Origin of the sequence: Streptomyces pactum (assembly GCF_016031615.1) — a bacterium.
Taxonomy (GTDB): domain Bacteria; phylum Actinomycetota; class Actinomycetes; order Streptomycetales; family Streptomycetaceae; genus Streptomyces; species Streptomyces pactus.
The window spans coordinates 1,593,895-1,619,893 of record NZ_JACYXC010000001.1; the positions used below are offsets into that span (position 1 = coordinate 1,593,895).

21 protein-coding genes are annotated in these 25,999 nt (G+C 76.3%); 5 read left to right on the forward strand and 16 right to left on the reverse strand.

Annotated features, from left to right (window positions below; genetic code table 11):
• Nucleotides 1-77: 77 nt before the first annotated feature.
• The 4 genes from IHE55_RS06300 to IHE55_RS06315 all read right to left on the reverse strand — a co-directional run bounded on the left by IHE55_RS06300 (nucleotide 78) and on the right by IHE55_RS06315 (nucleotide 4,367).
• Complete coding sequence (locus IHE55_RS06300) at nucleotides 78-1,106, reverse strand: 6-phosphofructokinase (protein WP_197988129.1); 1,029 nt, start codon at nucleotides 1,104-1,106, stop codon at nucleotides 78-80.
• A 134-nt stretch (nucleotides 1,107-1,240) separates the two neighbouring features.
• Nucleotides 1,241-1,888: a response regulator gene (locus IHE55_RS06305; protein WP_197991817.1), complete on the reverse strand. Its 648-nt coding sequence runs from the start codon at nucleotides 1,886-1,888 to the stop codon at nucleotides 1,241-1,243.
• 164 nt (nucleotides 1,889-2,052) lie between these two features.
• Nucleotides 2,053-3,402, reverse strand: coding sequence for a MacS family sensor histidine kinase (gene macS, locus IHE55_RS06310; protein ID WP_372442633.1), 1,350 nt, complete (start codon nucleotides 3,400-3,402; stop codon nucleotides 2,053-2,055).
• 167 nt (nucleotides 3,403-3,569) lie between these two features.
• On the reverse strand, nucleotides 3,570-4,367 hold the full coding sequence (locus IHE55_RS06315) for a lysophospholipid acyltransferase family protein (protein WP_197991819.1): 798 nt from the start codon (nucleotides 4,365-4,367) through the stop codon (nucleotides 3,570-3,572).
• Nucleotides 4,368-4,517: 150 nt separating this feature from the next.
• Here IHE55_RS06315 and IHE55_RS06320 point away from each other — a divergent pair, with 150 nt between their 5' ends.
• A complete protein-coding gene (locus IHE55_RS06320; RefSeq protein WP_197988130.1) occupies nucleotides 4,518-5,360 on the forward strand; it encodes an alpha/beta hydrolase in 843 nt (280 codons plus the stop codon).
• Complete coding sequence (locus IHE55_RS06325) at nucleotides 5,347-5,967, forward strand: hypothetical protein (protein WP_197988131.1); 621 nt, start codon at nucleotides 5,347-5,349, stop codon at nucleotides 5,965-5,967. Before IHE55_RS06320 ends, IHE55_RS06325 begins: the two co-directional genes overlap by 14 nt.
• A gap of 705 nt (nucleotides 5,968-6,672) precedes the next feature.
• Here IHE55_RS06325 and IHE55_RS06330 read toward each other — a convergent pair.
• The 6 genes from IHE55_RS06330 to IHE55_RS06355 form a co-directional block, all read right to left on the reverse strand.
• Nucleotides 6,673-7,443, reverse strand: a complete 771-nt coding sequence (locus IHE55_RS06330) for an endonuclease/exonuclease/phosphatase family protein (protein WP_197988132.1) — start codon at nucleotides 7,441-7,443, stop codon at nucleotides 6,673-6,675.
• Nucleotides 7,444-8,203: 760 nt separating this feature from the next.
• Complete coding sequence (locus IHE55_RS06335) at nucleotides 8,204-9,145, reverse strand: ROK family glucokinase (RefSeq protein WP_197988133.1); 942 nt, start codon at nucleotides 9,143-9,145, stop codon at nucleotides 8,204-8,206.
• Between the two features lie 56 nt (nucleotides 9,146-9,201).
• The gene (locus IHE55_RS06340) at nucleotides 9,202-9,714 is read right to left on the reverse strand and encodes a DUF5304 family protein (RefSeq protein WP_197988134.1); all 513 of its coding nucleotides are present in this window, start codon (nucleotides 9,712-9,714) and stop codon (nucleotides 9,202-9,204) included.
• A gap of 107 nt (nucleotides 9,715-9,821) precedes the next feature.
• Nucleotides 9,822-11,168 (reverse strand): ArsA family ATPase, encoded by a 1,347-nt coding sequence (locus tag IHE55_RS06345; protein ID WP_232265467.1) that lies wholly within the window; start codon nucleotides 11,166-11,168, stop codon nucleotides 9,822-9,824.
• A 44-nt stretch (nucleotides 11,169-11,212) separates the two neighbouring features.
• The gene (locus tag IHE55_RS06350) at nucleotides 11,213-11,656 is read right to left on the reverse strand and encodes an SRPBCC family protein (protein WP_197988135.1); all 444 of its coding nucleotides are present in this window, start codon (nucleotides 11,654-11,656) and stop codon (nucleotides 11,213-11,215) included.
• Between the two features lie 67 nt (nucleotides 11,657-11,723).
• Nucleotides 11,724-12,506, reverse strand: coding sequence for a metallophosphoesterase family protein (locus IHE55_RS06355; RefSeq protein ID WP_197988136.1), 783 nt, complete (start codon nucleotides 12,504-12,506; stop codon nucleotides 11,724-11,726).
• Nucleotides 12,507-12,769: 263 nt separating this feature from the next.
• Between IHE55_RS06355 and IHE55_RS06360 the strand changes: the two genes are divergently transcribed.
• A complete protein-coding gene (locus IHE55_RS06360; protein ID WP_197988137.1) occupies nucleotides 12,770-14,569 on the forward strand; it encodes an AMP-dependent synthetase/ligase in 1,800 nt (599 codons plus the stop codon).
• A gap of 675 nt (nucleotides 14,570-15,244) precedes the next feature.
• Here the strand turns inward: IHE55_RS06360 and IHE55_RS06365 are convergent.
• The 5 genes from IHE55_RS06365 to IHE55_RS06385 all read right to left on the reverse strand — a co-directional run bounded on the left by IHE55_RS06365 (nucleotide 15,245) and on the right by IHE55_RS06385 (nucleotide 22,860).
• Nucleotides 15,245-16,387: a glycosyltransferase family 4 protein gene (locus IHE55_RS06365; protein ID WP_197988138.1), complete on the reverse strand. Its 1,143-nt coding sequence runs from the start codon at nucleotides 16,385-16,387 to the stop codon at nucleotides 15,245-15,247.
• A 61-nt stretch (nucleotides 16,388-16,448) separates the two neighbouring features.
• On the reverse strand, nucleotides 16,449-17,711 hold the full coding sequence (locus IHE55_RS06370; RefSeq protein WP_197988139.1) for a hypothetical protein: 1,263 nt from the start codon (nucleotides 17,709-17,711) through the stop codon (nucleotides 16,449-16,451).
• 73 nt (nucleotides 17,712-17,784) lie between these two features.
• Nucleotides 17,785-18,834, reverse strand: a complete 1,050-nt coding sequence (locus tag IHE55_RS06375; RefSeq protein WP_197988140.1) for a C40 family peptidase — start codon at nucleotides 18,832-18,834, stop codon at nucleotides 17,785-17,787.
• 300 nt (nucleotides 18,835-19,134) lie between these two features.
• The gene (locus IHE55_RS06380; protein WP_197988141.1) at nucleotides 19,135-20,160 is read right to left on the reverse strand and encodes a C40 family peptidase; all 1,026 of its coding nucleotides are present in this window, start codon (nucleotides 20,158-20,160) and stop codon (nucleotides 19,135-19,137) included.
• A gap of 1,329 nt (nucleotides 20,161-21,489) precedes the next feature.
• Complete coding sequence (locus IHE55_RS06385; protein WP_372442754.1) at nucleotides 21,490-22,860, reverse strand: NYN domain-containing protein; 1,371 nt, start codon at nucleotides 22,858-22,860, stop codon at nucleotides 21,490-21,492.
• 449 nt (nucleotides 22,861-23,309) lie between these two features.
• Here IHE55_RS06385 and IHE55_RS06390 point away from each other — a divergent pair, with 449 nt between their 5' ends.
• Together IHE55_RS06390 and IHE55_RS06395 are read left to right on the forward strand one after the other, a co-directional pair.
• The gene (locus tag IHE55_RS06390) at nucleotides 23,310-23,993 is read left to right on the forward strand and encodes a rhomboid family intramembrane serine protease (RefSeq protein ID WP_197988143.1); all 684 of its coding nucleotides are present in this window, start codon (nucleotides 23,310-23,312) and stop codon (nucleotides 23,991-23,993) included.
• A gap of 40 nt (nucleotides 23,994-24,033) precedes the next feature.
• Entirely contained in the window at nucleotides 24,034-24,312 is a 279-nt protein-coding gene (locus IHE55_RS06395; protein WP_197988144.1) for an Lrp/AsnC family transcriptional regulator, read from the forward strand.
• A 183-nt stretch (nucleotides 24,313-24,495) separates the two neighbouring features.
• On the opposite strand, the gene IHE55_RS06400 is transcribed toward IHE55_RS06395, so the two are convergent.
• Complete coding sequence (locus IHE55_RS06400; RefSeq protein ID WP_197988145.1) at nucleotides 24,496-25,866, reverse strand: aminotransferase class V-fold PLP-dependent enzyme; 1,371 nt, start codon at nucleotides 25,864-25,866, stop codon at nucleotides 24,496-24,498.
• Nucleotides 25,867-25,999 lie beyond the last annotated feature (133 nt).

Here is a 25,999-nt window from a genome sequence, read left to right on the forward strand (position 1 = left end):
CGGGACCGGCCGGCCCCGCCGCCCCGGCACGCGGCCCCGCCGCCCCCGGCACGCGGCCCGGCCCGCCGGCCGGCGGTTCAGCCGAAGAAGACGCCCGCCTCGGCGTACAGCGCCGGGTCGACCGTCTTCAGCCGGGCGGTCGCCTCGGTCAGCGGCACCCGGACGATCCGGGTGCCGCGCAGCGCCACCATGGTGCCGAAGTCGCCCTCGTGCACGGCGTCGATGGCGTGCAGTCCGAAGCGGGTGGCCAGCCAGCGGTCGAAGGCGCTGGGGGTGCCGCCGCGCTGCACGTGGCCGAGCACCGTGGTCCGGGCCTCCTTCCCGGTGCGTTCCTCGATCCGCTTGGCCAGCCACTCCCCGATGCCGGAGAGCCGTACGTGGCCGAAGGAGTCCCGGGAGTCGTCCTTGAGCACCGCCTCGCCGTCCTTGGGCATGGCCCCCTCGGCGACCACCACGACCGGGGCGTAGCGGGTGCGGAAGCGGGACTCCACCCAGGCGCAGACCTGGTCGACGTCGAAGCGCTGTTCCGGGATGAGGATGGCGTTGGCGCCGCCGGCGAGTCCGGCGTGCAGCGCGATCCACCCGGCGTGACGCCCCATCACCTCCACCACCAGGGCTCTCATGTGGGACTCCGCGGTGGTGTGGAGGCGGTCGATGGCCTCGGTGGCGATGTTGACGGCGGTGTCGAAGCCGAAGGTGTAGTCCGTGGCGGAGAGGTCGTTGTCGATGGTCTTGGGGACGCCGACGCAGCGGATGCCGTACTCGTCGCTCAGCCGGGCGGCGACGCCCAGGGTGTCCTCGCCGCCGATCGCGACGAGCGCGTCCACCTCGTCCTTGGCGAGGTTCTCCTTGATCCGCCGCACGCCGCCGTCGGCGCTCAGCGGGTTGGTCCGGGAGGAGCCCAGGATGGTGCCGCCCCGGGGCAGGATGCCGCGCACCGCCGGGACGTCCAGCGGCACGGTACGGCCCTCCAGCGGGCCGCGCCAGCCGTCCCGGTATCCGGTGAAGTCGTGGCCGTAGGTCTGCGCTCCCTTGCGGACGACGGCGCGGATGACCGCGTTCAGTCCGGGGCAGTCACCGCCACCGGTCAGTACTCCGACCCGCATCGCATCTTCCCTTCTGCCGTGGGGGACCCGCTCATGGGGACCGGTACGGGGCCACACTAGGGGTGACGCAGGTCACAGATTCCGCGACGGAGAGTGAATTCGGGTGCGACGGAAGCGAGTTGGTACGTCCGGATTCACCCGGAAGTGTCCAGGCCACGCTCGATCGCGTAGCGCACCAATTCCACCCGGTTGTGCAATTGCAGTTTGCCCAGGGTGTTCTGTACGTGGTTCTGCACGGTGCGGTGCGAGATCACCAGCCGTTCGGCGATCTGCTTGTACGACAGTCCCTTCGCCACCAGCCGGAGCACCTCGGTCTCCCGCTCGGTGAGCCGCGGGGCATTCTCCCGCCCGGCGGCGGTGGCGGCCGGTTCACCGGCCAGCCGCCGGTACTCGCCCAGCACCAGGCCGGCCAGTCCGGGCGTGAACACCGCGTCGCCGGCCGCGGTGCGGCGCACCGCGTCCAGCAGTTCCGCGGTGCTCGCGGACTTCACCAGATAGCCGGTGGCCCCGGACTTCACCGCCTCCAGGACGTCGGCGTGCTCGCCGCTGGCGGAGAGCACCAGCACCCGCACCGCGGGGTTGTCGCCGACCACCTCCTTGCACACCTGCACCCCGGGCAGCCCGGGGAGGTTGAGGTCGAGCACGAGCACGTCCGGCCCGGCGGCCCGTGCGCGGCGCACCGCCTGCGGGCCGTCGCCCGCGGTGGCCACCACGTCGAACCCGGCCTCGGACAGGTCGCGGGCGACCGCGTCGCGCCACATCGGGTGGTCGTCCACCACCATCACCCGCACCGGCGGGCGGGCCGGCCCGTCCCCGGGGCCGTCCGCCCCGCCGGGCCGGTGGCCGGCCCCGCCCGCACCGGTCGCGGTGGAGCGCACCGCCTCCCCGCCCAGGACGCCGCCGGCCGTACCGCCGCCGCTCGTGGTCTCCCCGCTCATGGTGCCGCTCATCGTGTGGCCTCCCCGCCCCGCGGAACTCTCAACTCCACCTCGGTGCCCTGGCCGGGCGCCGAGAAGTACTCGGCCCGGCCGCCCAGGTCGCGCAGCCGCCCGCGGATGGACAGGGCCACGCCGAGCCGCCCCTCCCGCTCCGCGTCGGCAAGCCTGCCCTCCGGGATGCCGGGGCCGTCGTCGCGGACGGTCACCGTCACCGCGTCCGGTTCGTCCTCGACCAAGATCCAGGCCCGCGCCGTGTCCCCCGCGTGCACCCGGACGTTGTCCAGCGCGGCGCCGACGGCCGCCGCCACCTCCGTCGCGACGCGGCCCGGCAGCAGCACCGGGGCGCCCGGCTCGGAGACCACCACCCGGGAGCCGGCGTGCGGGGCGAGCAGCGCCCGCAGGTCGCGGGGTGCGTCCCCGGCGCCGTCCGCCGCGGGGGCGTCCGGCCCGGCTGCCCCGTATGCGGACCCGGCCCCGGTGGGACCTCCGTGGGCGCCGGGTCCGTACCCGGCTCCGGCCGCCGCCGGCCCGCCGGTCGCCGTACGGTCCCCGCCGGCCGCCGCCGGACCGGGGGCGGCCGGCCCGAACCCCGGGCCCCGGGAGACCAGGGCGCGCAGCGCGATCTCCTGCTCCCCCGCCATCCGGCCGAGTTCGGCCGCCTCGCCGCCGATCGCCGCGCCGCGCCGCTGCACCATGGCCAGCACCTGGAGCACGCTGTCGTGGATGTCGCGGGCGAGGCGCTCGCGCTCCCGGGTGGCCGCCTCGATCTGCAGGGCGCGGGCGAGGGTCCGCTCGCTGGCCCGGGCCACCTCCACCACGTAGCCGATCGCCACGCTGGCCACCCACACCAGCACCACGGAGTGCACGTTGCCCTGGGCGAACCCGCCGCGCTGGACGATGTTGGCGACCGCCACGATGCCCGAGGTCCACGCCGCCCACCGCCAGCCGCCCTTGACGGCGAAGCCGAGCACCGCGCCGGCGGTCCATATGGACGGCAGGGTGGGCGCGCCGTCGGCGATCCGGTCGTGGGAGTTGACCACCGGGGTGAGCAGGATGCCGGTGACCGCCACCGTGAGGTCGGCGACGAGGAACCGCGGGGTGCAGCGCTCGGCGGAGGAGACCATCCGCACCGTGCAGACGGTCCACACGGTGAGCGCCGCCATGTAGGCGCCCGCGCCCAGCGGGTGCGCGTAGTCGTCGTAGGCCAGGACGAACAGCACGATCGCGTAGAGCAGGGTGAGCACCCGGTAGGCGGTCAGCGCCTGCCACAGCGGCTGCTCCACCGACATCCGGACGGGCTTCTCCCGGCCCGTCCCGGCGGACGCCTCCACCGGCTTCCGTTCCGCCACGTCCCCCATGACTTCCCCCCTCGGCCCGCTGTGTCCCCCGGCGGCCCGGCCCGCGGCTCCCCCTGCCGCGCGGTCCGCCGCACCCGCTCCGGGTGCGCCGTGCCCGGCCCGCCCACTCCCCCGGGGCGCCGCTCCGGACGGCCGTCCCCGGTGCCGGCGGGTGCCGGGCGGCGGGCTCAGCCGCCGTCCGTGGTCCGGTCCCGCCGCCGGCGGCGCAGCACCGGCACCCGGCTCTCGCCCGGTTCCCCCTCGGCCCGGGCGCGCTCGGCGGCCTCGGCCTTGGCACGCTCCGCCTCCGCCTTGGCCTCCTCGGCCATCTGACGCTTGGCGACGGTGGCGTAGATGTCCACGTACTCCTGGCCGGACAGCTTCATGATCGCGTACATCACCTCGTCGGTCACCGCGCGCAGGATGAGCCGGTCGCCCTCCATGCCCTGGTACCGGGTGAAGTCCAGGGGCTTCCCGATCCGGATGCCGGGCCGCATGATCTTGGGCACCACCTTGCCGGGCGGCTGGATCTTCTCGGTGTCGATCATCGCCACCGGGATCACCGGCGCCCCGGTGGCGAGCGCCACCCGGGCCAGGCCGCCCGGCTTGCCGCGGTAGAGGCGGCCGTCCGGGGAGCGGGTGCCCTCCGGGTAGATGCCGAACAACTCGCCCCGCCGGAGCACCTCGATGCCGCTCTTGATCGCCGCCTCGCCGGCGCCCCGGGCGCCGGAGCGGTCCACCGGCAGCTGACCGACGCCCTTGAAGAACGCCGCGGTCAGCTTCCCCTTGACCCCGGGGGAGGTGAAGTACTCCGCCTTGGCGATGAAGGTGACCTTGCGGTCCAGCATCGCGGGAAGGAAGAAGGAGTCGGAGAACGACAGGTGATTGCTGGCCAGGATCGCCGGGCCCTCGGCGGGGATGTTCTCCAGGCCCTCCACCCAGGGACGGAAGGTGAGCTTCAGCGCTCCGCCGACCGACAGCTTCATCGCACCGTAGAACAAACCGAGGACCTCCTGTGTCTGACGAGGAGACCTTACCTGCCTACCCCCGGTGGGGCGCGCCGCGTACGCTGAGGCGACGGGCCCGCGACGGGCCCGTTCCCGGCCTTTCCCACACTCACCGAACGGAGATCCGCGGTGCCGCTCCTCCCCGGAGCCGAGCCGTTCCGCCACGACGGCGGAGACGTCGGCGTCCTCGTGTGTCACGGCTTCACCGGTTCCCCCCAGTCCGTGCGCCCCTGGGCCGATCACCTCGCCGCGCGCGGGCTGACCGTCTCGCTGCCGCTGCTGCCGGGGCACGGCACCCGCTGGCAGGACCTGGCGGTCACCGGCTGGGAGGACTGGTACGCGGAGGTGGACCGCGAGCTGCGCGCGCTGGCCGGCCGCTGCCGCCAGGTCTTCGTCTGCGGGCTGTCGATGGGCGGCGCGCTGGCGCTGCGGCTGGCGGCCCGGCACGGCGCCGCGGTCAGCGGCCTGGTGCTGGTGAACCCGGCGAACCGGATGCACCAGCGGACCGCGATGGCCCTGCCGGTGCTCCGGCACCTGGTCCCGGCCACCAAGGGGATCGTCAGCGACATCGCCAAACCCGGTGCCACCGAGAGCGGTTACGACCGGGTGCCGCTGCACGCCGCGTACTCGCTGCGGAAGTTCTTCGCGGTGGTGGACGCCGAGCTGCCCCGGGTCACCCAGCCGCTGCTGGTGCTGCACAGCCCGCAGGACCACGTGGTGCCGCCGGTGGACTGCGCCCGCATCCTGGGCCGGGTCTCCTCCCGGGACCTCACCGAGCGCCTGCTGGAGCGCAGCTACCACGTGGCGACCCTGGACTGGGACGCGGACCTGATCTTCGAGGAGACCACCGCGTTCATCGAGCGGCTGGCGCCGGGGGCGGTGACCGGCCCGGAGCCGGTGCCCTCCACGGCCGCGCTCCGGCCGGTGGCGGAGACCGGGACGGACGGGGTGGTGGCCGGTGGCGGGGCGTGACGGCGGCCCGGCGGGGGCCCGGGACGACGACGCCGCGTTCGCCGAGATCGTCGCGGCGTACGGGGCCGAACCGGCGGACCCGCCGGGGGTGAAGCCGTGGCCGGACGCGGAGGACGTCGCCGGCGAGGCTCCCGCGGCGTCCGCGGCCCGTACGGCGCACCGGGACACCGACGGTGCCGACGGCGCGGGCGGCCCGGGCGGCCCGGGCGGTGAGGACGCCGGCGAGACGGCCGGACCGGCGGCCCCGGACCGGCCGCTGGGCGGCTTCATCGTGTACGCGCCGGGCGTGGGTCCCGGCGCCGGGCCGCGCGACTGGACGCCCGAGGAACCCTCCGACGACGACTTCGAGCCGGGCGACGAGGGGCACTTCGTCCCCCCGGACCCGCCGCTGCCGCATGCCGACACCACGGCACGGTTCGCCTGGATCGCGGTGATCGGCGGCCCGTTGCTGCTGCTGATCGTGGTGCTCCTGCGGCAGGAGATGACCTGGTGGATCAGCACCCTGGGAGTCGGCGGTTTCCTCGGCGGCTTCGCCACCCTGGTGATGCGGATGCGCCCCGGCGACGACGAGGAGGACGACGACCCCGGACGCGGCGCGGTGGTCTGACCGGCCCGCGCCGGCCCCCGGCCGGCGCCGGGGGCACGGGGACGTCGGGGTCGCGGCACGACGGGGCCGGGGACGCGGCGGGCCGGAGACGCGGCGGGCCGGGATCGAGGCAGGGCCGGGTCCGAGGCAGGGCCGGGGTCGCGGCGCGACGGGGCCGTCACGGGGTTCGCGACGCGCGGCGCGCCGGACCCGTCCGCGACGCACGCGGGTTCACGGCGCCCGGCCGATCCGCGCCGCACGGCGGGTCCACGGCGCGCGCCCGGTCGGCGCAGCACGGCGAATCACGACGCCGGCCCCGGACGCGGGGCGGGTTCACGGCTCGGGCTCCGGCCGCGGGGCAGGTTCAGGGCTCGTGCCCCGGCCGCCGGGCGGGGTGACGGCGTACGGCCGATCCGCGCCGCACGGCGGGTCCACGGCGCGCGCCCGGTCGGCACCGCACGGCGAATCACGACGTCGGCCCCGGACGCGGGGCGGGTTCACGGCGCGCGCCCGGTTGGCGCCACATGGCGAATCACGACGCCGGCCCCGGACGCGGGGCGGGTTCACGGCTCGGGCTCCGGCCGCGGGGCAGGTTCAGGGCTCGTGCCCCGGGCGGGGTGACGGCGTACGGCCGATCCGCGCCGCACGGCCTTCCGCACCCGGTCCCCGGCCGTGCGCCGGGGACGCGGGCCACGGCCGGGGCCGCCGGGCCCGCGGCGGCCGGGGTCAGGCCGGGGTGCCGGCGCCCGGACCCGGTACCCGCAGCGCGGCGAGCACCGGCAGGTGGTCGGTGGCCGCGGTGAGGTCCCGTTCCGACACCCCGGGGAGCCCGGTCGGCACCCCGCAGCCCAGCACCTCCACGCCCGGGGTCGCGAAGACGGCGTCGATGCGCTGGTGCGGCCGGGCGGGCGGGGTGGTGTGCTCGCCGCCCCACGGCTTGACCGCCCAGCCGTCCTGCAGGGTCTCGGCGATCCGCCGGAAGCCACGGCCGTCGGGGCGTTCGTTGATGTCTCCGGCCGCGACCGCGTGCGGCACGTCCAGCCCGGCGAGCCGTTCCAGGAGCAGCCCGGCCTGCTGCCGGCGTTCCTCGGCGGCCAGGCTCAGGTGGCAGCTGATCACACCCAGCCGGGCGCCCGCCCCGAACCTCAGCTCCGCGATGGCGAGTCCGCGCTGGTGCAGCCCCGGGGTGCGCGGCAGCAGGATCTCCTCGGTGCGCTCCACATGGGCGCGGAGCGAGGTGAGGATCATCGGGCCCGCGGTGGTGGCCCCGCCGGTCGTGTAGACCAGGCCGGTGGCGCGGGCCAGCCGCGCCGCCGCCTTGCGCCACCGGAAGAAGCGGGGCGCCTCCTGGACGCAGAGCACGTCCGGCGCGCAGGCCCGGATCACCCGGGCCAAGGCGTCCGTGTCGTCCCGCATCGAACGGATGTTGTAACTGAGCACCCGGACCACGGCCGCGCCGTCCGCCTCGGTACGGGATGCCGGCAGATCCGCGAGCATCGTCTCTCAGCCCCTTTGTTCGCCCCGGCCGCCGTACCGGCGGCCCTCCGACTGTGCCTGGCCGTACTGATCATGCGCTGTCCCGGCCGATTCTGCCTCGCCGCGCGCGGCACGGGCCCGCCGGGGTCGGCCGGGCGGACGCCGCGGTGCCGGCCGGTGGCCGGGTGCGCCGGCCGGTGCACCGGCGGCGGGGTGGGCGGGGTGTCCCGCCGGCGGCCGGCTGGCACCGGCCGATGCCGATGCCCCCGGCCGCAAGATCGTTCCCGGGCCGGGCGGACGCCGCGGCCCCGGCGGCGCGGCACCTCCCAGCGGGGCTCCGGGTGTGACTCCGGGCGACGGGCCCTCCCGACGACGGGCCCTCCTGACGACGGGTCTTCCCGACGACGGGTCGTCGCCGCGGCATGAGCTCCCGGCGGCCGGAGCCCGCTGCGGGCGCCGCCCGCGGCGAGGACGCCGGCCGGCGGCGGACCGCCCGCCGAGTGCCGGGCGCCCGGTCGGCACTCGGCGGGCCCCACAAGGTGAGGGGACGGCCGCCGGTGATGCCCAGGACCACGCGCCCGGCCGGGAGGCCCGGCCAGCCGTGCCGCGGGACCCGGTGCGCCGCACGCGGCCCGCGTTCGCCCCGCGGGTGCGGCGTCGGGATGCCGGGGGGTGAGCCGGGGCATGCCGGGGCGGCCCCGGCCCCGACGACCGGACCCCCCACCCCGACGGCCGGCCCCGGCCCCCGAGGGCCGGGCCCCGCCCCGCGGGTGCGGGCGCGTCAGCCCTGGCGGGCCAGGTCCGCGGCGCCGACCAGTCCGGCCTTGCCGCCGAGCCGGGCGGCGAGCACCTGCGCGTGCGGGCGCCACTGGCCGCCCACCAGCCACCGCCGGAACGACTTGCGGATCGGGTCCAGGACCAGGTCGCCCTCGTCGGAGACCCCGCCGCCGACGATGAAGGCCGAGGGGTCGAAGAGCGAGGCGAGGTCGGCGAGGCCCGCGCCGGCCCACCGGGCGAGCTCCCGGAAGGAGTCCACGGCCACCGGGTCGCCGCGCCGGGCGGCGTCGCTGACGTGCTTGCCCTCGATGCCCGCCGGGGTGCCGTCGCCGAGACCGAGCAGGATCTCCGCGTTCTCCGGGGTGGCGTTGGCGCGCTGCCTGGCGTACCGGACCAGCGCGCGCCCCGAGGCGTACTGCTCCCAGCAGCCCTGGCTGCCGCAGCCGCACAGCAGACCGTCCGGCACCACGCGGATGTGGCCGAACTCCGCGGCCACCCCGAACCGGCCGCGGTGCAGCCGGCCGCCGATGATGATGCCGCCGCCCAGGCCGGTGCCCAGGGTGATGCAGACGACGTCGTCGTGGCCGGCGCCGGCGCCGAAGCGGTACTCGCCCCAGGCGGCGGCGTTGGCGTCGTTCTCCACCACCACCGGCAGCCCGACGCGCTGCTCGACCTTGTCCTTGAGCGTCTCGTGGCGCCAGTTGATGTTGGGCGCGAAGAGCACCGTGGCGCGCTTGTCGTCCACGTAGCCGGCGGCCCCGATGCCCACGGCCTCGACGTCATGGCCGGAGCTGACGGTACGGACCGCGTCGGCGATGGCGTCGATCACGCCTTCGGGAGTTGACGGCGTGGGCACGGTGCAGGTGTCGAGGATCGTTCCCGCCTCGTCGACCACCCCAGCCGCGATCTTGGTGCCGCCGATGTCGACGCCGATGGTGAGTCCCATGTGTCCCTCGGTTATTGAGTCGAACCCCGCCGGGGACCACCGTACCGGAGCTGGGGTCAGTCGAGGTCGATGTGTTCACTACTCGAACGATCGGACCCCTTGGCCCACCGCTGCTCCTGCCCGGCGACGGCGGCCCGGTAGGCAGCCAGCAGCTCGGTGCCGGCCGCCGCGAGGTGGTCGAACACATCGGGGTTGCGCTCGATGACGGGTTCCACGGCGGCCTTGGCCTGCGCGAACAACTGTTGTACGGCGCCGTGCACCGCGGTGCCGGCCAGTGGCGCCTGGAAGGCGGCGACCTTCTCCGCCACCGCCTCGGCCAGCTTGCGCAGTTCCTCGGCCGCGCTGCCCGGCTCGGCCCCGGCCCCGGCACGGCGGCGGGCGCGTTCGGCCGCCAGGTCCTCGGCGCACGCCTGCTGCCAGGCGTCGGGGTCGGGGTCGTCCGTGAAGCCGACCCCGGTCTCCTCGGCGGCACCCGCGGCGCCGCCCGGGGCGGTACCCGCGGTGTCGTCCGCGGCCTGGTCCGGGAAGGGGCGGTCGGCGCCGGCGGGGCGCTCGGTGGCATCGCTCATGGCGGGCTCCTGCGGCGGGAGGCGGGCGGTTCCGGGCTCGCCATCGACGGTACCCGACCGGCGGCACGGAACGGGGCCGCGGCCTCCGGCCCGGCCCGCGGGGGCGGTCAGGGGCGGCGCGGCCACAGGGCCGGGTCGGGCGCGAACCGCACCCGCAGTTCCCCGTCGCGCAGCCCGGCACCCGCCACCGAGCAGCGGCGCAACGCCGACGGCAGCGGCAGGATCCGGTGGAAGGGGCCGGTGGTGACGATGAGTTCGTCGCCCCGCCGGACCAGGTCCAGGCCCTCGCGGGTGGCCCCGGGCAGCGGGAGCCGCCAGACCAGTTCGCCCTCGGCGGCCAGCCGGTCCTCCACGGTCCACGGGTCCCCGGCGCCTTCCCCGGGGGCCGCGGCGGGGGCGGGCAGCCGGGCCGCGAGGCCGGACAGGGCGTCCGTCCCGTCCGGGTCGGCGCCCAGGTGCGGCAGCTCGGTCACCGGGGCGTACGGGGTCCACCGGGCCGTGAGGTCCTTCAGCGCGGCCTGCTGGCGGCCGGAGAGCCCGGCCAGCCAGGGGTCGGTGGAGCCGGTCGGCAGCATCCGGTTGGCGACCACCGCGTCCACCCGGCAGCCGTGCAGGGCCAGCCCGGCGTGCGCGGCGCCCAGGGCGGCCACCGACAGCGGCCCGGGGTCCACGACCAGCCGGACGGTGGTGGCCGGGGCGTCGATCACCGCCTGCACCTCGGCCAGCTCCCGCTCCCAGCGCGCGGCCAGCTCGTACAGCCGCTCGGCGGGGGCCGGCACCCCGGCGAGCTGGGCGAGCATCGGGCGCAGCGCGCCGCGGGCGGCCTGGCGTTCGGCGGGCAGCAGCCGGCGCAGATAGCGGCGGAGCCGTTCGGGCAGGGCGAGCAGGGCGACCGCGTCCGGCAGCGGCGGCAGGTCGGCGACGAGCAGGTCCCAGCCGGCGGCGGACGGCCCGTCCCCGTCGGCGTACGGGTGGCCCCCCTCCGCGTACGGGTGCCCTTCGCCGGGGTACGGACGACCGCCACCGGCGTACGGGTGGCCCCCGGCACCGGCGGGCGGGGTGTCGTGGCCGGCCAGGTGGAGCGCCCGGAGCAGGGCGAACGCCTCCGCGCCGGGGAGTTCGGTCAGCTCCTCGCTCTCCAGCGGGGTGGCGCCGAGCATGTCCAGCACCCCGCCGCCGCGCTCCTGGAGGGCGACGAGTTCGGCACGGAAGTGCTCCGCGGGCGCGGTCCGGGCGGCCCACAGGCCCGGCGCCACGGGGACCGGGCGGGTCCACGGCAGCCCGGGCGCGGCCTGTGCGCCGTCCGGCAGACCGAGCAGCGCCGCGGCGGCGGCGCCCCGGTCGCAGGTCAGCAGCAGCACACGGCGGCCGGCGCGGGCGGCGGCCAGCGCGGTGGCCGCCGCGACGGTGGTGCGGCCGGCGCCGCCGGCTCCGGTGACCAGGACCGTACGCATGGGGGTGTGTGCCTCCGGCAGGGGGTGGGCGGCGGGTTCCGGGCTCAGGCGCCGCTCTCCACCCGCTTCTTCAGGCCGTCCAGGGCGCGGCTGATGATCACCTTCTCGGCCTTGCGCTTGATCATGCCGATCAGCGGCACCTTGACGTCCACGGTGAGCCGGTAGGTGACCTCGGTGCGCCGGCCGCCGTCGAGCGGGGTGAGCCGGTAGGAGCCGTCCAGCGACCGCAGCATCGTGGACTTCACCAGCGACCAGTGGACCTCCTGGGACCCCGACCAGGTGTAGCTGAGGGTGTAGTCGTCCTTGATCGCGCCGACGTCCAGGACCATCCGCACCTGCTCGGCGCGGCCCTGGTCGTCCTTGGTGAGCACATCGGCCTCTTTGACCTCGGCGGACCACTCGGGGTAGCGGTCGAAGTCGGCGATCACCGCCATCACGTCGGCCGGTGCCGCCTCGATCGTGATGCTTGAGCTGGTGTGTTCCGCCATCGCCGTGGCTCCTTACGTACCCGTCCGCCGACTGGTGTGCCTGCCGGTGAAGGCTACCGTGCGCGGGTCACCACTCCAGGGTCCAGGGGGTGCCGGTGGAGGCGAAATGGCCGACGTTGACGCACTCGGTGGCGCCCACCCGCATCCGCCGCGCGAGCGGCTGGTGGACGTGGCCGAACAGGTGGTACGCGGGGCGGACGGCGTGCAGCGCGTCCAGCAGCGCCGCGCTGCCGCGTTCGAAGCGGCGGGCGACGGTGTCGTAGCACAGCTCCGGGACGTCCGGCGGGATGTGGGTGCACAGCACGTCCACCTCCCCCAGGGCCGCGATCTTGGCGGCGTAGGTGTCGTCGTCGATCTCGTAGGGGGTGCGCATCGGGGTGCGCAGCCCGCCGCCGACGAACCCGAAGACGCGGCCGCCGATCTCCACCCGCTCCCCGTCCAGGACGGTGGTGCCGGGCCGGGCGTACTCCGGCCACAGCCGCGGGATGTCCACATTGCCGTAGGTGGCGTACGTCGGGGTGGGGAACGCCCCGAAGAGTTCGGCGTACTGGCGGCGCACCGCCCCCTCGATCGCCGCCTCCTTGCCGCCCGGCACCCCGGCGGCCTCCAGCCCCTCCCACAGCGCGCGGCCGAACTCCCGGGCCTCGGCGTAGCGGCGGGCGGTGCGCAGTTCCACGATGCGGTCGGCGTTCTCGGTGCCGAACAGTTCCGGGAAGATGCCGCGCGAGTGATCCGCGTAGTCGAGGAAAAGGACCAGGTCACCGAGGCAGATCAGGGCGTCGGCACCGTCGCCGGCCTTGGCGAGGTCCGTGCTGTTGCCGTGTACGTCGCTGACCACATGGACACGCATGCCGGTCACCCTAACCATCGGCCGCACCGCCGGGAACCCCGTCTACCTGCGGTAACTTCCCGGCCGCCGGACGGCTGGACTACGCTTCGCGGAGCATTGTCGCGGTGTGTGACGCATAAAACATCTGGGCAGGAACCCCTATCCCGGAACCCGTACCGATGGGTAACGTCCGGGCCGTCCACCACCCCCCTTGCCTGATCATGGACCGCAGCCGACGCACAGCACACTGTCGTGGCGCCGGCGCCCGACGAGGAGCAGCAGTCTTGCGCGAGTTCAGTCTCCCGGCCCTGTACGAGGTACCGGCCGACGGCAACCTGACGGACCTCATCCGCCGCAACGCCGCCCGGCATCCCGACGTGGCGGTGGTCGGCCGCAAGGTCGGCGGTGAGTGGCGGGACGTGACCGCGACCGAGTTCCTCGCCGAGGTGCGCGCGGCGGCCAAGGGTCTGATCGCCTCGGGGGTGAAGCCGGGCGACCGGGTCGGTCTGATGTCCCGGACCCGCTACGAGTGGACGCTGCTGGACTTCGCGATCTGGAGCGCCGGCGGGGTCACCGTACCGGTGTACGAGACCAGCTCGGCCGAGCAGATCCAGTGGATCCTGGGCGACTCCGGCGCGGTGGCCTGTCTGGTGGAGAGCACCGGTCACGAGAGCGCCGTGGAGTCCGTCCGGGACCGTCTCCCGGCGCTCACCCATGTGTGGCGGATCGAGGGCGGGGACGCCATCCGGCAGCTCACCGAGGCCGGCGCCGGGGTGAGCGACGAGCTGGTGGACGAGCGCAGCGCGGTGGCCACCGCGGACTCCCCGGCCACCATCGTCTACACCTCGGGCACCACCGGACGCCCCAAGGGCTGTGTGCTCTCGCACCGCAGCTTCTTCGCCGAGTGCGGCAACGCGGTGGCCCGGCTGAAGCCGATCTTCGCCACCGGTGAGTCGTCGGTGCTGCTGTTCCTGCCGGAGGCGCACGTCTTCGGCCGGCTGGTGGAGATCGCGGCGGTGCTGGCGCCGATCAAGCTGGGACACGTCAGCGACGTCAAGACGCTCACCGACGAGCTGGCCTCCTTCCGGCCGACGCTGATCCTGGGCGTGCCGCGGGTCTTCGAGAAGGTCTACAACGCGGCGCGGGCCAAGGCCCAGGCGGACGGCAAGGGCAAGATCTTCGACAAGGCGGCCGAGGTGGCGATCGCCTACAGCCAGGCGCTGGACGCCCCCTCGGGCCCGTCGCTGGGGCTGCGGCTGAAGCACTGGGTGTTCGACCGGCTGGTCTACCGCAAGCTCCGCGCGGTGCTGGGCGGCCGGGCCACCCACGCGATCTCCGGCGGCGCCCCGCTCGGCGCCCGGCTGGGCCACTTCTACCGGGGCATCGGCTTCACCGTCCTGGAGGGGTACGGCCTCACCGAGTCGTGCGCGGCCACCACCTTCAACCCCTGGGACCGGCAGAAGATCGGCACCGTGGGACAGCCGATGCCGGGCACCGTGGTGCGGATCGCCGACGACGGCGAGGTGCTGCTCCACGGGGACCACCTCTTCTCGCGCTACTGGAACAACGAGGCGGCCACCGCCGAGGCGCTGTCGGACGGCTGGTTCCACACCGGGGACGTCGGCACGCTGGACGAGGACGGCTACCTGACGATCACCGGCCGGAAGAAGGAGATCCTGGTGACCGCGGGCGGCAAGAACGTCGCCCCGGCGGTGATCGAGGACCGCATCCGGGCGCACGCGCTGGTCGCCGAGTGCATGGTGGTCGGCGACGGACGGCCGTTCGTCGGCGCGCTGGTCACCATCGACGAGGAGTTCCTGCCGCGCTGGCTGGCCGAGCACGGCAAGCCGGCCGGCGCCACCGCCGCGGACCTGTGCGAGGACCCGGACCTGCGGGCCGCGATCCAGGCCGCGGTGGACGACGGCAACGCCGCGGTGTCCCGCGCCGAGTCGGTGCGCAAGTTCCGCATCCTGCCGACCCAGTTCACCGAGGACTCCGGGCACCTGACGCCGTCGCTGAAGCTCAAGCGGAACGTGGTGGCCAAGGACTTCGCGGCCGAGATCGAGGCGATCTACGGCAACTGAGCGGGCCGGCCCCCACACCCACCGGGACCGCCGGGCCCGAGCCGCCGGACCTGAGTGCGGGGCGATCAGGCCGGGGCCATCGGACCGGGACCGCCGGGCAGAGCCCCGTCAGGCCGGGACCGCCGGCTCTGAGCCGCCGGACCGACCAGGCCGGGCCGGGCCCGGGCCCCACACGGGCCGCCGTACCGGACCCGCGCCGCGCCGGTCCGGCCGCGGTACCGCCGCCGGACGACTCCCGACCGAGCCCGTGGCGTGCGCGACCGGTCCGGTTCCGCCGTCGTACGGGCCCCCGCCCACCGGTCGTCCCGCCGCGGTACGGGCCACCGCCCACCGCCCCACGGCCGGCGCGGCCGGTTCCACCACCCCCGTACGGCCGCCACCCGTCCCGTCCGGGCCGGGGACGCCGGTTCAGCGCGGTTTCCTGACGCTCCGTCAACCGCCGTCGGCCGGAACGGCCGGTGTCCGCCGGCCCGTCCGCCCGCCTGTGCATCTGCCTGCCTGTGCGGGGCGGTTACGCACGGCCGCCACCACCGGCCCGTGCGCGGGCAGCGGCGCCGGACGCCCCACACGGGAGCCCGGCGCCCCGCGAAAACCCCGCGCGACGCCTTGGCCGGGCGGCCGGGCGGCACGCGGCGCGGCGGCCCGGCCACCGGGGCCCGGGGACCACGCAGTTGACTACAGCAGTTCCGTCAGCCGCCCGGCGATCAGGTCCCAGCGCCAGCGCTCGGCCACCCAGGCCCGGCCGCGCTCCCCCATCCGGCGGCGCAGTTCGGGGTCCTCCAGCAGCGCGACGATCCGCTCGGCGGTCTGCGCCACCGAACCGCCGCGCACCACCCAGCCGGTCTCGCCGTCGAGCACCGCGTCCGGCGCCCCGCCGGAGTCGCCGGCGATCACCGGCAGTCCGGTGGCCGACGCCTCCAGGTAGACGATGCCCAGACCCTCCACGTCCAGGCCGCGCCTGCGGGTGCGACAGGGCATCGCGAAGACGTCGCCGGCACCGTAGTGGGCGGGCAGTTCCTCGCCGGGCACGGTGCCGGTGAAGAACACCGACCGGGCGACGGCGGTGGTCTCCACCAGCCGCCGCAGGTCCCGCTCGTACGGGCCGCCGCCGACGATCAGCAGGGCGGCGTCCGGGACCTGACGGAGGATCCGCGGCATGGCGCGGATCAGGGTGTCCTGTCCCTTCCGCGGCACCAGCCGGGACACGCACACCACCACCGGCCGGTCCGCCAGCCCCAGCCGGGCCCGGACGGCCTCGCCGCCGGAGGCGGGGTGGAAGACCCGCTCGTCCACGCCCGGCGTGAGCTGCACCATGCGGGCGGCGGCCGAGCGGCTGAGCGCCCCGGCGATCCGGGAACGGGTGTACCCGCCCAGGTAGGTGACGGTGTCGGTGGCGTCGCCGATCCGGCGCAGCGCGGCACGGGCGGCGGGCAGCTGGGCCCAGCCCGCCTCGTGGCCGTGGGTGGTGGCGACCAGGCGGCGGGCGCCGGCCTCGCGGAGCGCGGGGGCCATCAGCCCCAGCGGCGCGGCGGCCCCGAACCACACCGAGGTGCAGCCGTGTTCCCGCAGCAGCTCGGTGGCGCGGCGGGTGACCCGCGGGGTGGGCAGCAGCACCGTGGTGCGGTCGCGCACCACCGGGTACGGCTGCTCGGCGTCGAACCGCGCGGTGGCCTCGGCGCCCTCCCGGCCGTGCTTCCAGGTCGAGGCGTAGACGACGATCCGCTCCGGGTCCAGCCGGAGCGCCAGGTTGTGCAGGAACGACTGGATGCCGCCGGGCCGGGGCGGGAAGTCGTTGGTGACGAGCAAGGTCTTGTGCATCACCGCCGACAGTACCGGGTGCCGCCGGCCGGCCCCGGCACGGGCACGGCCACCGGCCGGTTCAGCCCAGCACGCGGTGGGCGTACGTCCGCCAGGACGCGGTGAACTCCTCCTCGGTGACGCCCAGGACGGACCGCAGCGCGTCGCGTACCGCGGTCCGGCGGCCGGTGTCCGGGCCGTCGCCGACGGCCCGGTAGAACGCCACCAGCTTGCCCTCCCCCCACCGGTCCGCGATCATCCGGCAGGCCAGCCAGCTCTCCTCGTAGGCGCGGGCCAGGGTGGTGGCGTCGCCGCCGAACCGGAAGTCCTCGGTGGCCGGCAGTTCCTGGAGCGGCTTGCCGGCGGCGACCGCGCGGGTCAGCTCCGGGGCGACCTCCCGCGGCGAGCGGCCGGTGCCCCGGTAGGCCACCCAGTCGGCGAACCCCTCCGACAGCCACAGCGGTGTGCCGCGGGTGGTGGCGGTCCGGGTGGCGACGTGGACCGTCTCGTGGGTCAGGACGATCTGGCGGCCCCGTTCCCCCAGCACCGGGTACGCGTCCGGGTTGACGATCACCCGGTCGGCGCGGGTGGCCGGCCCTCCGCCGGTCTGGCCGGTGGTGACCGCCGCGATCCCCCGGTACCCCTCGGCGGGCGACCCGAGCAGTTCGGCCATCCGGTCCAGCGAGGCGGGCACCTCCACCACCACCCGCCGCGACCAGCCGGCGGGCCAGACCCGGTCCACCGCGGGCACCGCCCGGTCGGCCATCCGGGCCACCTCGGCCAGCCGCTCCGGCTTCTGACCGACCCCCAGGACCAGCGCGCGCCGGCCCCGCACCACCTGGACGTCGCCCTGTTCCCACAGCTGGCGCGGGGCGCGCCGGCCGCCGTCGGCGGCGACGTACCAGCGGTCGTCCCGGCGGACCAGCGTCAGGAACTCCTCGGCGGTGACCGGCGCGGTGTCGTAGCCGGTGAGCCGGTACCGCACCTCGACCCGGGCGGCCACCCGGTGGCCGGTGCCGGGTGCCGGCCGGAAGCCCCCGGTCCCGGTCAGCCGGTAGCTCCAGCTGTCCACCGGTACGTCGGCCAGGTGGTCGAAGACCCGCCGCTGTCCGGTGCGGTAGCGGTCCGCGCGCCGGTCCACGGTGGCCAGGAAGGCGTCCCGGTCCCGCTCCCGCACCGCCTCGGCCCGCCGGTCCAGCATCCGCTGGATCTCCGCGCGGTACCGGCCGGGCACGGACGGCCGGTCGCCGCAGCCGGTGAGCAGGCCGGCCACCAGGCAGCACACCGCCGGCCAGGCACCCGCCCGCCGCACGCACCGCCGCCACCGCCACCACCCGCCTGCCACGCCACCGATGGTACGAGCCGCCGCCCGGGGCGGCGGAGGGGGCGCGGACGGCCACCGTGGCCGGGAACCGCCGTCAGGGGCGGGTGACCGACGCGATCGGCATCATCCCGACCGGGTCGTAGCGCACCCGGGCGCCGGGGTAGGGGGCGTGGATGACCTGGCCCCCGCCGGCGTACATCGCCACGTGGCTGGCGTCGGAGCGGTAGACCACCAGGTCGCCGGGGCGGGCCTGGGACAGCGGTACCGTACGGCCGGCCAGCCGCTGCGCCTGCGAGGTCCGCGGGATCGCCACCCCGGCCCGCCCGTACGCCCACTGGGTCAGCCCCGAGCAGTCGAAGGCGGTGGGGCCGGCCTGGCCCCAGGCGTACGGGGCGCCGACCGCCTGCCGGGCCGCGAGCAACGCCGCCGCCCCGCGCGCGGAGGCCGCGCTGGTGCCGACCGCGCCCGGAGGGTGGCCCGGGCCGGGCCCGCCGGGGTCCCAGGAGCGGTCGAGGGCCGCCCGCTCGGCGGTGGACAGCCGTCCCAGCACCTGCCGGGCGGCGGCCAGCCGGCGCTGCACGGTGGCCTTGTGCCGGGCCACGGCCGCCTGGCTCTCGGCGAGTTCGGCGAGCGTTCCGGTGGCCTCGGCACGCTGCTGGCGCAGGCTGCGAAGGGCGGTCCGCAGCGCCCGCAGCCCGGCGGCCCGGCGGTCGCCGATCCGCTCCAGCGCGGCCGCCTTCGCCAGGTAGCCGTCCGGGTCCGTGGTGAGCAGCAGCGCGACGCCCGGCTCGATGCCGCCGGCCCGGTACTGGGCGCCGGCCAGCGCGCCGAGCCCGTCCCGCATCCGGTTGACCCGCTCCTGTTCCCGGGCCACCCGCTCCCGGACGCGGTCGGCCTCCCGGCGCAGCCGGGCACGGCGTTCACCGGCCGCGTTGTACGCCTCGGTGGCCCGCTCGGCCTCGGCGTGCAGCCGGTCCACGGTGCGGCGGGCCGCGGCGGCGCCGGCCGCCGGGTCCCGGGGTTCGGCGGTGGCCGGAACGGCCGCGAGCCCGGCGACCGCCGAGGCCGCGGTGGCGGACAGTACGGTGGCCCGCAGTGCCGCCCGGCGCGGGCCGGGCGAGGGGGGACGGCGATGGGACGCCACGGTAGGCCGGACTCCCTTCCGCTGGTGTCGGGGACGAAGCTGGGCGCAGACACTAGCCCCGGCCTTCCGCGCCGGTCCACCGGCGACGTCCCTCCGGGTGCCCCCCGGGTACGCCGACGCCCCGCCTCGGACGCAGGTCAGGGGCGGGGCGAGCGGGTGGTGCGGCGGTGCCGGGATTCCCCCGGACGGGCGTGGCCCGCGCCGCGGCGGGCGGGTCGGGCCGGCCGGTTCCGCGGCCGCCGGGCCCGCGCGGGCCCGGCGGCCCGGGGCCGTCGCACGGACGGCCTCCGGGCCCGGCGGTCAGACGCGGACGCCGAACATGAACGGCATGTTGTCCATCGACTCGTAGCGCACGTTCGCGCCCGGCTTCGGCGCGTGGAGCACCTGGCCGTTGCCGGCGTACAGCCCGACGTGGTGCAGGTCGCTGTAGAAGAAGACCAGGTCGCCCGGCTTGAGTTCACCCCGGCCGATGCGGGTGCCGTTGTTGACCTGCTGCTGGGAGGTGCGGTCCAGGTCCACCCCGGCCTGCGCGTACGCCCAGGAGGTCAGGCCCGAGCAGTCGAAGGAGCTGGGGCCGGTGGCGCCCCACACGTACGGGGAGCCGATCTTGGTCTGGGCGGCGGCCAGCGCGGCGGCGGCACGCCCCGACTGGGGTACGTCCTTGCCCAGCTCGACCCGCTCGCTGGAGCGGTCGGCGCGCTCCTGCTCCTTGGCCGCGAGGGCCTCCCGCTCCTCGGTGGTGAGGGTGTTCAGCAGCTGCTGCGCCTTGGCGAGCTTGCCCTGGATCTCGGCCTTCTTCTCGCCGAGCGCCTTGCGGGTGGCGGCCAGGTCCTTGAGCTTGGTGGTGGCCTCGGAGCGCTGCTGCTCCAGGGTCCGGGTCTGCTCGCCGATCTTCTTCAGCGCGCCGGCCTGCTTGCTGCTGACCTGGTCGAGCGTGGACGCCTTGTCCAGGTAGTCGTCCGGGTCGGAGGAGAGCAGCAGCTGCACCGACGGGTCGATGCCGCCGGAGCGGTACTGCGCGGTGGCCATCGAACCGAGGCCGTCCCGCAGCTTGTTCAGGTCCGCCTGCCCACGGGCCACCTTGTCCTGGAGGCCGCCGACCTCCTTCTCCAGCTGCTCCTGCCGGGACTTGGCGCCGTTGTACTTCTCGGTCGCCTGCTCGGCCTCTTCGTAGAGCTTGTCTACCTGCGCCTTGACCTCTTCCTTGGTCGGCTTGGGGTCGGCGCTGGCGGAGTGGGCCGACAGGGCCACGGCCGCGGCGGCGGTCGCGGTCAGGACGGTGGCCCGAGTGCGGCTCGGCTGTTTGGGGCGACGGTGGGACGCCACGGGGGCGAGCTCCTTCTTCCTCCAGCCGCCTACCGGGTGAGTGTGGGGGTACAAGACCCCGGCTCCGCTGACACACCGCGGACTCGGCGGTACCTCCGCTGTCATCCCCTATGGATGATCAACCGCGCGGAGGTTCGAGCCGACATTAGTGACCTCATGTGATCGCTTCAAATCCCACCGGGAAAAAACTCCTTCGATACGGTTATCTTTTACCAAGAACGCACCGCGTGTGACGGCCGGTTGACAGGCTGTTCCGTTCTGCCGGACGGCGGCCGGTCGGTGCCGGGCCGGGACCCGGCCCGCCGGCCGGCGCGTGCCGCCCGGCCCCACGGCGCCCGGACCGGCGCGCCCAAGTCCCGTGCCGGCGGCGCCGGTTCGACGAGCCGGCGGACGGACCGCCGGGCACCGCGCGGCAGGGAGCCTCGGGCCGGGGACCACCAGCCGTGGACCGGCCGAGGACGCTCGGCGCGGCCGGCGGGGCGGGCCGGCGTCAACCGGCGCACCCTCCACGGGCGCGAACCGGTCGCCGCCCGGCGCACACCGTCGGCCGCGCGCCCGCGCACGCGCCTGCGCGGCGATCCTTTCCCGCGCGCCGGTGACGCCTCTCCTCGCGCCCGGAACACCCCGCACGCCCCGCACACGCTGTACACGCTGTACCCGGCGACCGGCGACCAGGGGTTACCGGGCGTCCGGCGCCCGGGGGATACCGGTACGGGTGCGCCGCCCGCCCGGCGGTACGGCACGAACGCCCCCGTCCGGCGAAGGGGGTACGCATCTCCCGGCCCGGCCGCGAGCAGGCCGCCCCGCGCGCCCGAACGGCGCGGCGCGTCAGGCGCCGGCGGTGCCGGGTACGCCCCGCACGCGCCGGTACGGACACGCACCCATCCGCGGGCACCGGCACGGCGGCGCGCGTCCAGCGCTGGCGGCCCGCCCCCGCGTCCGGCTCCACCGCACCGCAGCGCCGGGCACCGGCCGACACCGGCCGCCGAGCCCGGCGCGCCGTCGGTACGGGCACGGCGCCGCACGCCGAGGGACGTTCTCCGGCCACCACACCCGCCCGCGGATCGAGGCATGCGCGCCCGCCGAAGCACCGGCGGGGAAGACCGCCCGGGCACACGGAAGTGGCACACCTCGGATACGGACACGGGAACGCCAGGCGCCCCGCCGGTACCGGCACAGACGACGAACCGCGGCGAAGGGCCCGGGCACCCGCCCGCCGGGGCACCCTCACGGCAACGCCTGACATGGGCCGGCCCCGGCCCGAGGACCCGGCGCACCCCGCCGGTACGGGCGCGGGCGCCCGCCCGCGGGGACCGGCGCGGCGGCGCCTCAGGTGCGGGCGAGCCGTTTGAGCAGCAGGGCGGAGGCCACCGGCCGCGCCCCGGCCTTCGCCACCCCGTCCGCCACCTCGCGGTCGGTGGAGACCACCACCACCGGGCGGCCCGGCGGTTCGGCCCGCACCAGCTGACGGATGAGTTCGTCCGCGGTGACGCCCGGCTTGCTGAACAGCACCCGTACCCCGCGCGGCGGGGCGAGCAGCACCGGGGCGGCGAGTTCGGCGCCGTCGAAGACGCAGGTCATCTCGGCGCCGGTCTGCGCGGCCAGGACCGCGAGCCCGCCCAGCAGCCGCAGCCGCTGCTTCTCCAGCGGCATGGTGGGGTAGCCGGTCTTGGTGACGTTGTAGCCGTCCACCACCAGGTGCGCCTGGGGCAGGGCCAGCAACTGGTCCAGCAGCGCCGGGTCGGTCTCCGACAGGGCCCGCCGGGCGATGTCCTTCGGCGTCATCCGCCCCGGCTCCACCGCCTCCACGGTGTCCGCCGGGTGCATGGAGGCCGGCGGCAGGGCGAGTTCGCGGCGGAGCCCCTGGGCCGACTCCAGCACGGTGTCCAGCAGCAGCCGGACCCGCATGTCGGCCACGCTGCGCCCCTCGCGCGCCGCCCGCCGGCTCGCCTCCAGCGCCGACTCGGCCTCGGCCAGCCGCGCCCGCAGCCGCCGCGCCTCGCCCTCCGCGGTGGCCTGCTGGGCGGCCGCGGCGGCCCGTTCGGCCTCCAGTTCGGCGGTGAGTTTCCGCAGCGCCGCCTCACCCCGCCGGACGTCGCTGAGCGCGCCGCGGAGCTTCCGCTGGAGGCTCTCGCCCTCCTTGCGGGCGGCCTCCAGCTCGGCGCGGGTGCGCTCGCTCTCGGCACGGGCGGCGGCCCGGGCCTGGGCCAGTTCCTCGCGGAGCCGGCGCAGTTCCCGCTCCGCCTCCTCACCGGCCCGTTCGGCGTCCGCCCGCTGCGCCTCCTGGCCGGCCGCCTCGACCAGCTTCACCCAGTCCGCCGGGCGCAGGACGTAGGCGAGCGCCGCCACCTCGACCGGGTCGGCGGCGGCCGGCGGGGTACCGCCGTCGAGGGCCTCGGCCAGCTCGCCGTGGGACTCCCGCAGCCGGGTGGCGATCCGCTGCCGGAACACCGGGTCGCTCTCCACGGCCGCGGCCATCGCGTTGCCGGCGAACTTGGCGCGGCGGCTCGGGGTGAACCGGGCGTACTGCCGCAGCGGGGCCGGAAGCTCGGGGACCGTCAGGCCGCCGAAGGCGTCGGCGACCAGCGCCACCACCCGGCGCCGTACCCCTTCGGGCAGGGGACGGTCCAGCGACTCGGCGCCCTGGGGCCCCGTCGCCGCCGGGTCACCGGTCGGCTCGGGGCCGTCCGTCCGTTCCACCACCTGTCACCGCTTCCGTTCTCGGCCGCCCGGCGCCGGGCGGCCCGCCAGCTCGATCGGGTCCACCGCGGCACAGCGGCGGCGGCGCACCGGTCCGATGGTCCCACCGGCGGCCGCACGCCCGGCCGCGCCCGGCACCCCGGCCCCCGCCGGCCGGACCCGTCCGACGGCCCGGCCCCGTCCGGCCACGGCGGAGCGGGCCCGGTCGCCGCACCGGGTGCGCCGCCACCGGCTCCGCGCGGTCGGCTGGGAAGGGGCCATCGTGTCGTCCTCGGGTCGGGATCTCGCTGCGCCACGGGCGGCCGGGGTGCGCGCTCCGGCGCCCCGGGCGACCCGCGCCGTGTGCTGTCACCCTACGGCCTGAAGCCTTCCCCGGGTGGGCCCGGCCCGGAGCCCCGGTGCGGCGGGGCGCTCTGGGCAGGTTGGGCCCGTTACGCCATGATCTGCCCATGATCGAGACGTCGGGGGCTCCCGCCCGGCCCGTCGTGACGTACACGCTCATCGGTGCCTGCTGCCTGGTCTTCGTCCTCGGCCCGGCCTCCGGGCTCCACCCCGGGTACGGCACCGGGGACGCGCTGCTGCGGGCGCGGGCCGGTCACTTCGCCCACTGGGGGGTGGTGCCGGACGACCTGTGGCACGGGTCCCGGTCGGCGGCGCTGTCCCCGCTCACCGCCCTGTTCGTGCACGGCAACTGGGTGCACCTGCTCGGCAACCTGCTGTTCCTGCAGGTCTTCGGCGGAATGGCGGAGCAGCGCATGGGGCGGGTGCAGTTCGCCCTCTTCTACCTGGCCACCGGCTACCTGGCGCTGCTGGGGTACGCGGCGGCGCACGCCGGGTCCACCGAATCCCTGGTGGGGGCCTCCGGTGCCGTCTCGGGCGTCCTCGGCGCGTTCCTGTGGCTGTTCCCCCGGGCCCGGGTCACCAGCCTCTTCCCGTTCCTGTTCTTCCTGCCGCTGCGCTTCCCCGCCTGGCTGGTGCTGGTCTTCTGGTTCGTGCTCCAGGGGCTGGCGGCGGGGCAGGCGGGCGACCGCCCCGGGGTCGCCCACCTGGCGCACCTGATCGGCTTCGTGCTGGGTTTCCTCTTCGCCTGGGCCCGCTTCGGCCGGCCGGATCCGGCCGGGGCGGCCGGATAAGGTGAGGGGGCAGCCGGCCCAGCGAGGGAGACAGTCCACCGTGATCACCGCGATCGTGCTCATCAAGACCAGCGTCGACCAGATCCCCGAGATCGCCGAGAAGATCGCCGCCCTGGACGCGGTCAGCGAGGTGTACTCGGTGACCGGCGCCCACGACCTGATCGCGATGGTGCGGGTGGCCCGGCACGACGACCTGGCGGACGCCATCCCCGGCCAGATCAACAAGGTCCCGGGCGTGGCCTCCACCGAGACCCACGTGGCGTTCCGCACCTACTCGCAGCACGACCTGGAGGCGGCCTTCGCCATCGGCCTCGCCTGAGGCCGCGGACCGCCGGGCGGAGCCGGGCTCCCCGGACGCCGGGCGCGGCCGGGCCCCCGAGGCCCGGCCGCGCCCGCGACCCCGGTGTCCGCCCCGGCCCGGGCCCGTGGACCCGGGCCGCCCGGACACCGTGCCCCGCATCCCGGCGCGCGGACCCGCGCCCGCGGGGTGGTCGGCCGCGGGTCAGCCGCGGTCCGGGACGCAGCGCCCGCCCTCGGTCCGGTAGCGCCACTTGGCGCCGTCCCGCACCAGCTCGCGCACCGCGCCGAGGAACCGCTCCACGTGCTCGTCGGGGGTGCCGGCGCCGAAGCTGACCCGGATCGCGTTGAGGGAGCCCGGCCCGGCGTCGGGCGCGCCGCACTCCCCCGGCTCCTGGGGGGCGCCGCCGAGCAGGGTGCGCACCAGCGGGTGGGCGCAGAACAGCCCGTCCCGCACCCCGATGCCGTACTCGGCGGAGAGCGCCGCGGCGAAGTGCGAGCTGTTCCACCCCTCCACCACGAAGGAGAGCACCCCCACCGCGGGGGCGCCGCCGCCGAACAGCGACAGCACCCGGACCTGCCCGACCTCGGCCAGTCCGCGCCGGACCCGCTCGATGAGCCGTTCCTCACGGGCCACCAGCGTGTCGAAGCCGTACTCGGTCAGCGCCCGGCAGGCGGCGGCGATGGCGTAGGCCCCGATGACGTTCGGCGAGCCGGCCTCGTGCCGGGCCGCGCCGGCGTGCCACTCCACCTCCACCCCGCCGTCCGCCCGGCGGGCCACCGTACGGCTGGCCCCGCCGCCCGCCAGGTACGGCTCGGCGCCGTCCAGCCAGTCGGCGCGGCCGGCCAGCACCCCGGCGCCGAACGGCGCGTACAGCTTGTGCCCGGAGAACGCCACCCAGTCCACGTCCCACCCGGCCACGTCCACCGGGCGGTGCGGCACCAGCTGGGCGGCGTCCAGGACGATGCGGGCGCCGTGCGCGTGCGCGGCGGCGGTCAGCTCCGCCACCGGCCACAGCTCACCGGTGACGTTGGAGGCACCGGTCACGCAGACCAGGGCGGGACCGTCGGCGGGGCCGCGCGCGGCGAGTGCCCGCGTCAGGTTCTCCACCGCCTCGGCGGGCGACCGGGGCGCGGCGAGGTAGTGGACGGACACGTCGGCGCGCCGCTCCCAGGGCAGCAGCGAGGCGTGGTGCTCGGTCTCGAAGACGAAGACCTGGGTGTGCGCCGGAAGGACGGCGGCGAGCAGGTTGAGGGAGTCGGTGGTGGACCGGGTGAAGACCACCTCGTCGTCCGGCCGGCAGCCGAGGAACGCGGCCACCTCGGCGCGGCTGTTCTCGAACAGGTCGGTGGACAGCTGGGAGAGGTAGCCGGCGCCGCGGTGGACGCTGCCGTAGTACGGGGCGTAGGCGGCCACGTCGTCCCAGACCCGCTGGAGGGCGGGGGCGCTGGCGGCGTAGTCGAGGGCGGCGTAGCTGACCTCTCCCCCGGTGACGAGCGGCACCACGACGTCCCGGCCCAGTACGGGCAGCGGGGCACACAGCGACGGGTCGGCGGCGACGGTGGATGCGGGCATGGCGAACTCCGGTGGGTAAGCGGGCGCGGAACGCGGCGCGAAGGCAGGGGGAACCGGCACCGGCGCGGTCACCACGTCACCGGCGGGCCGTCGTCGAGGGACGGCCGGGCCCGGGACGGGACGGGACGGCGCG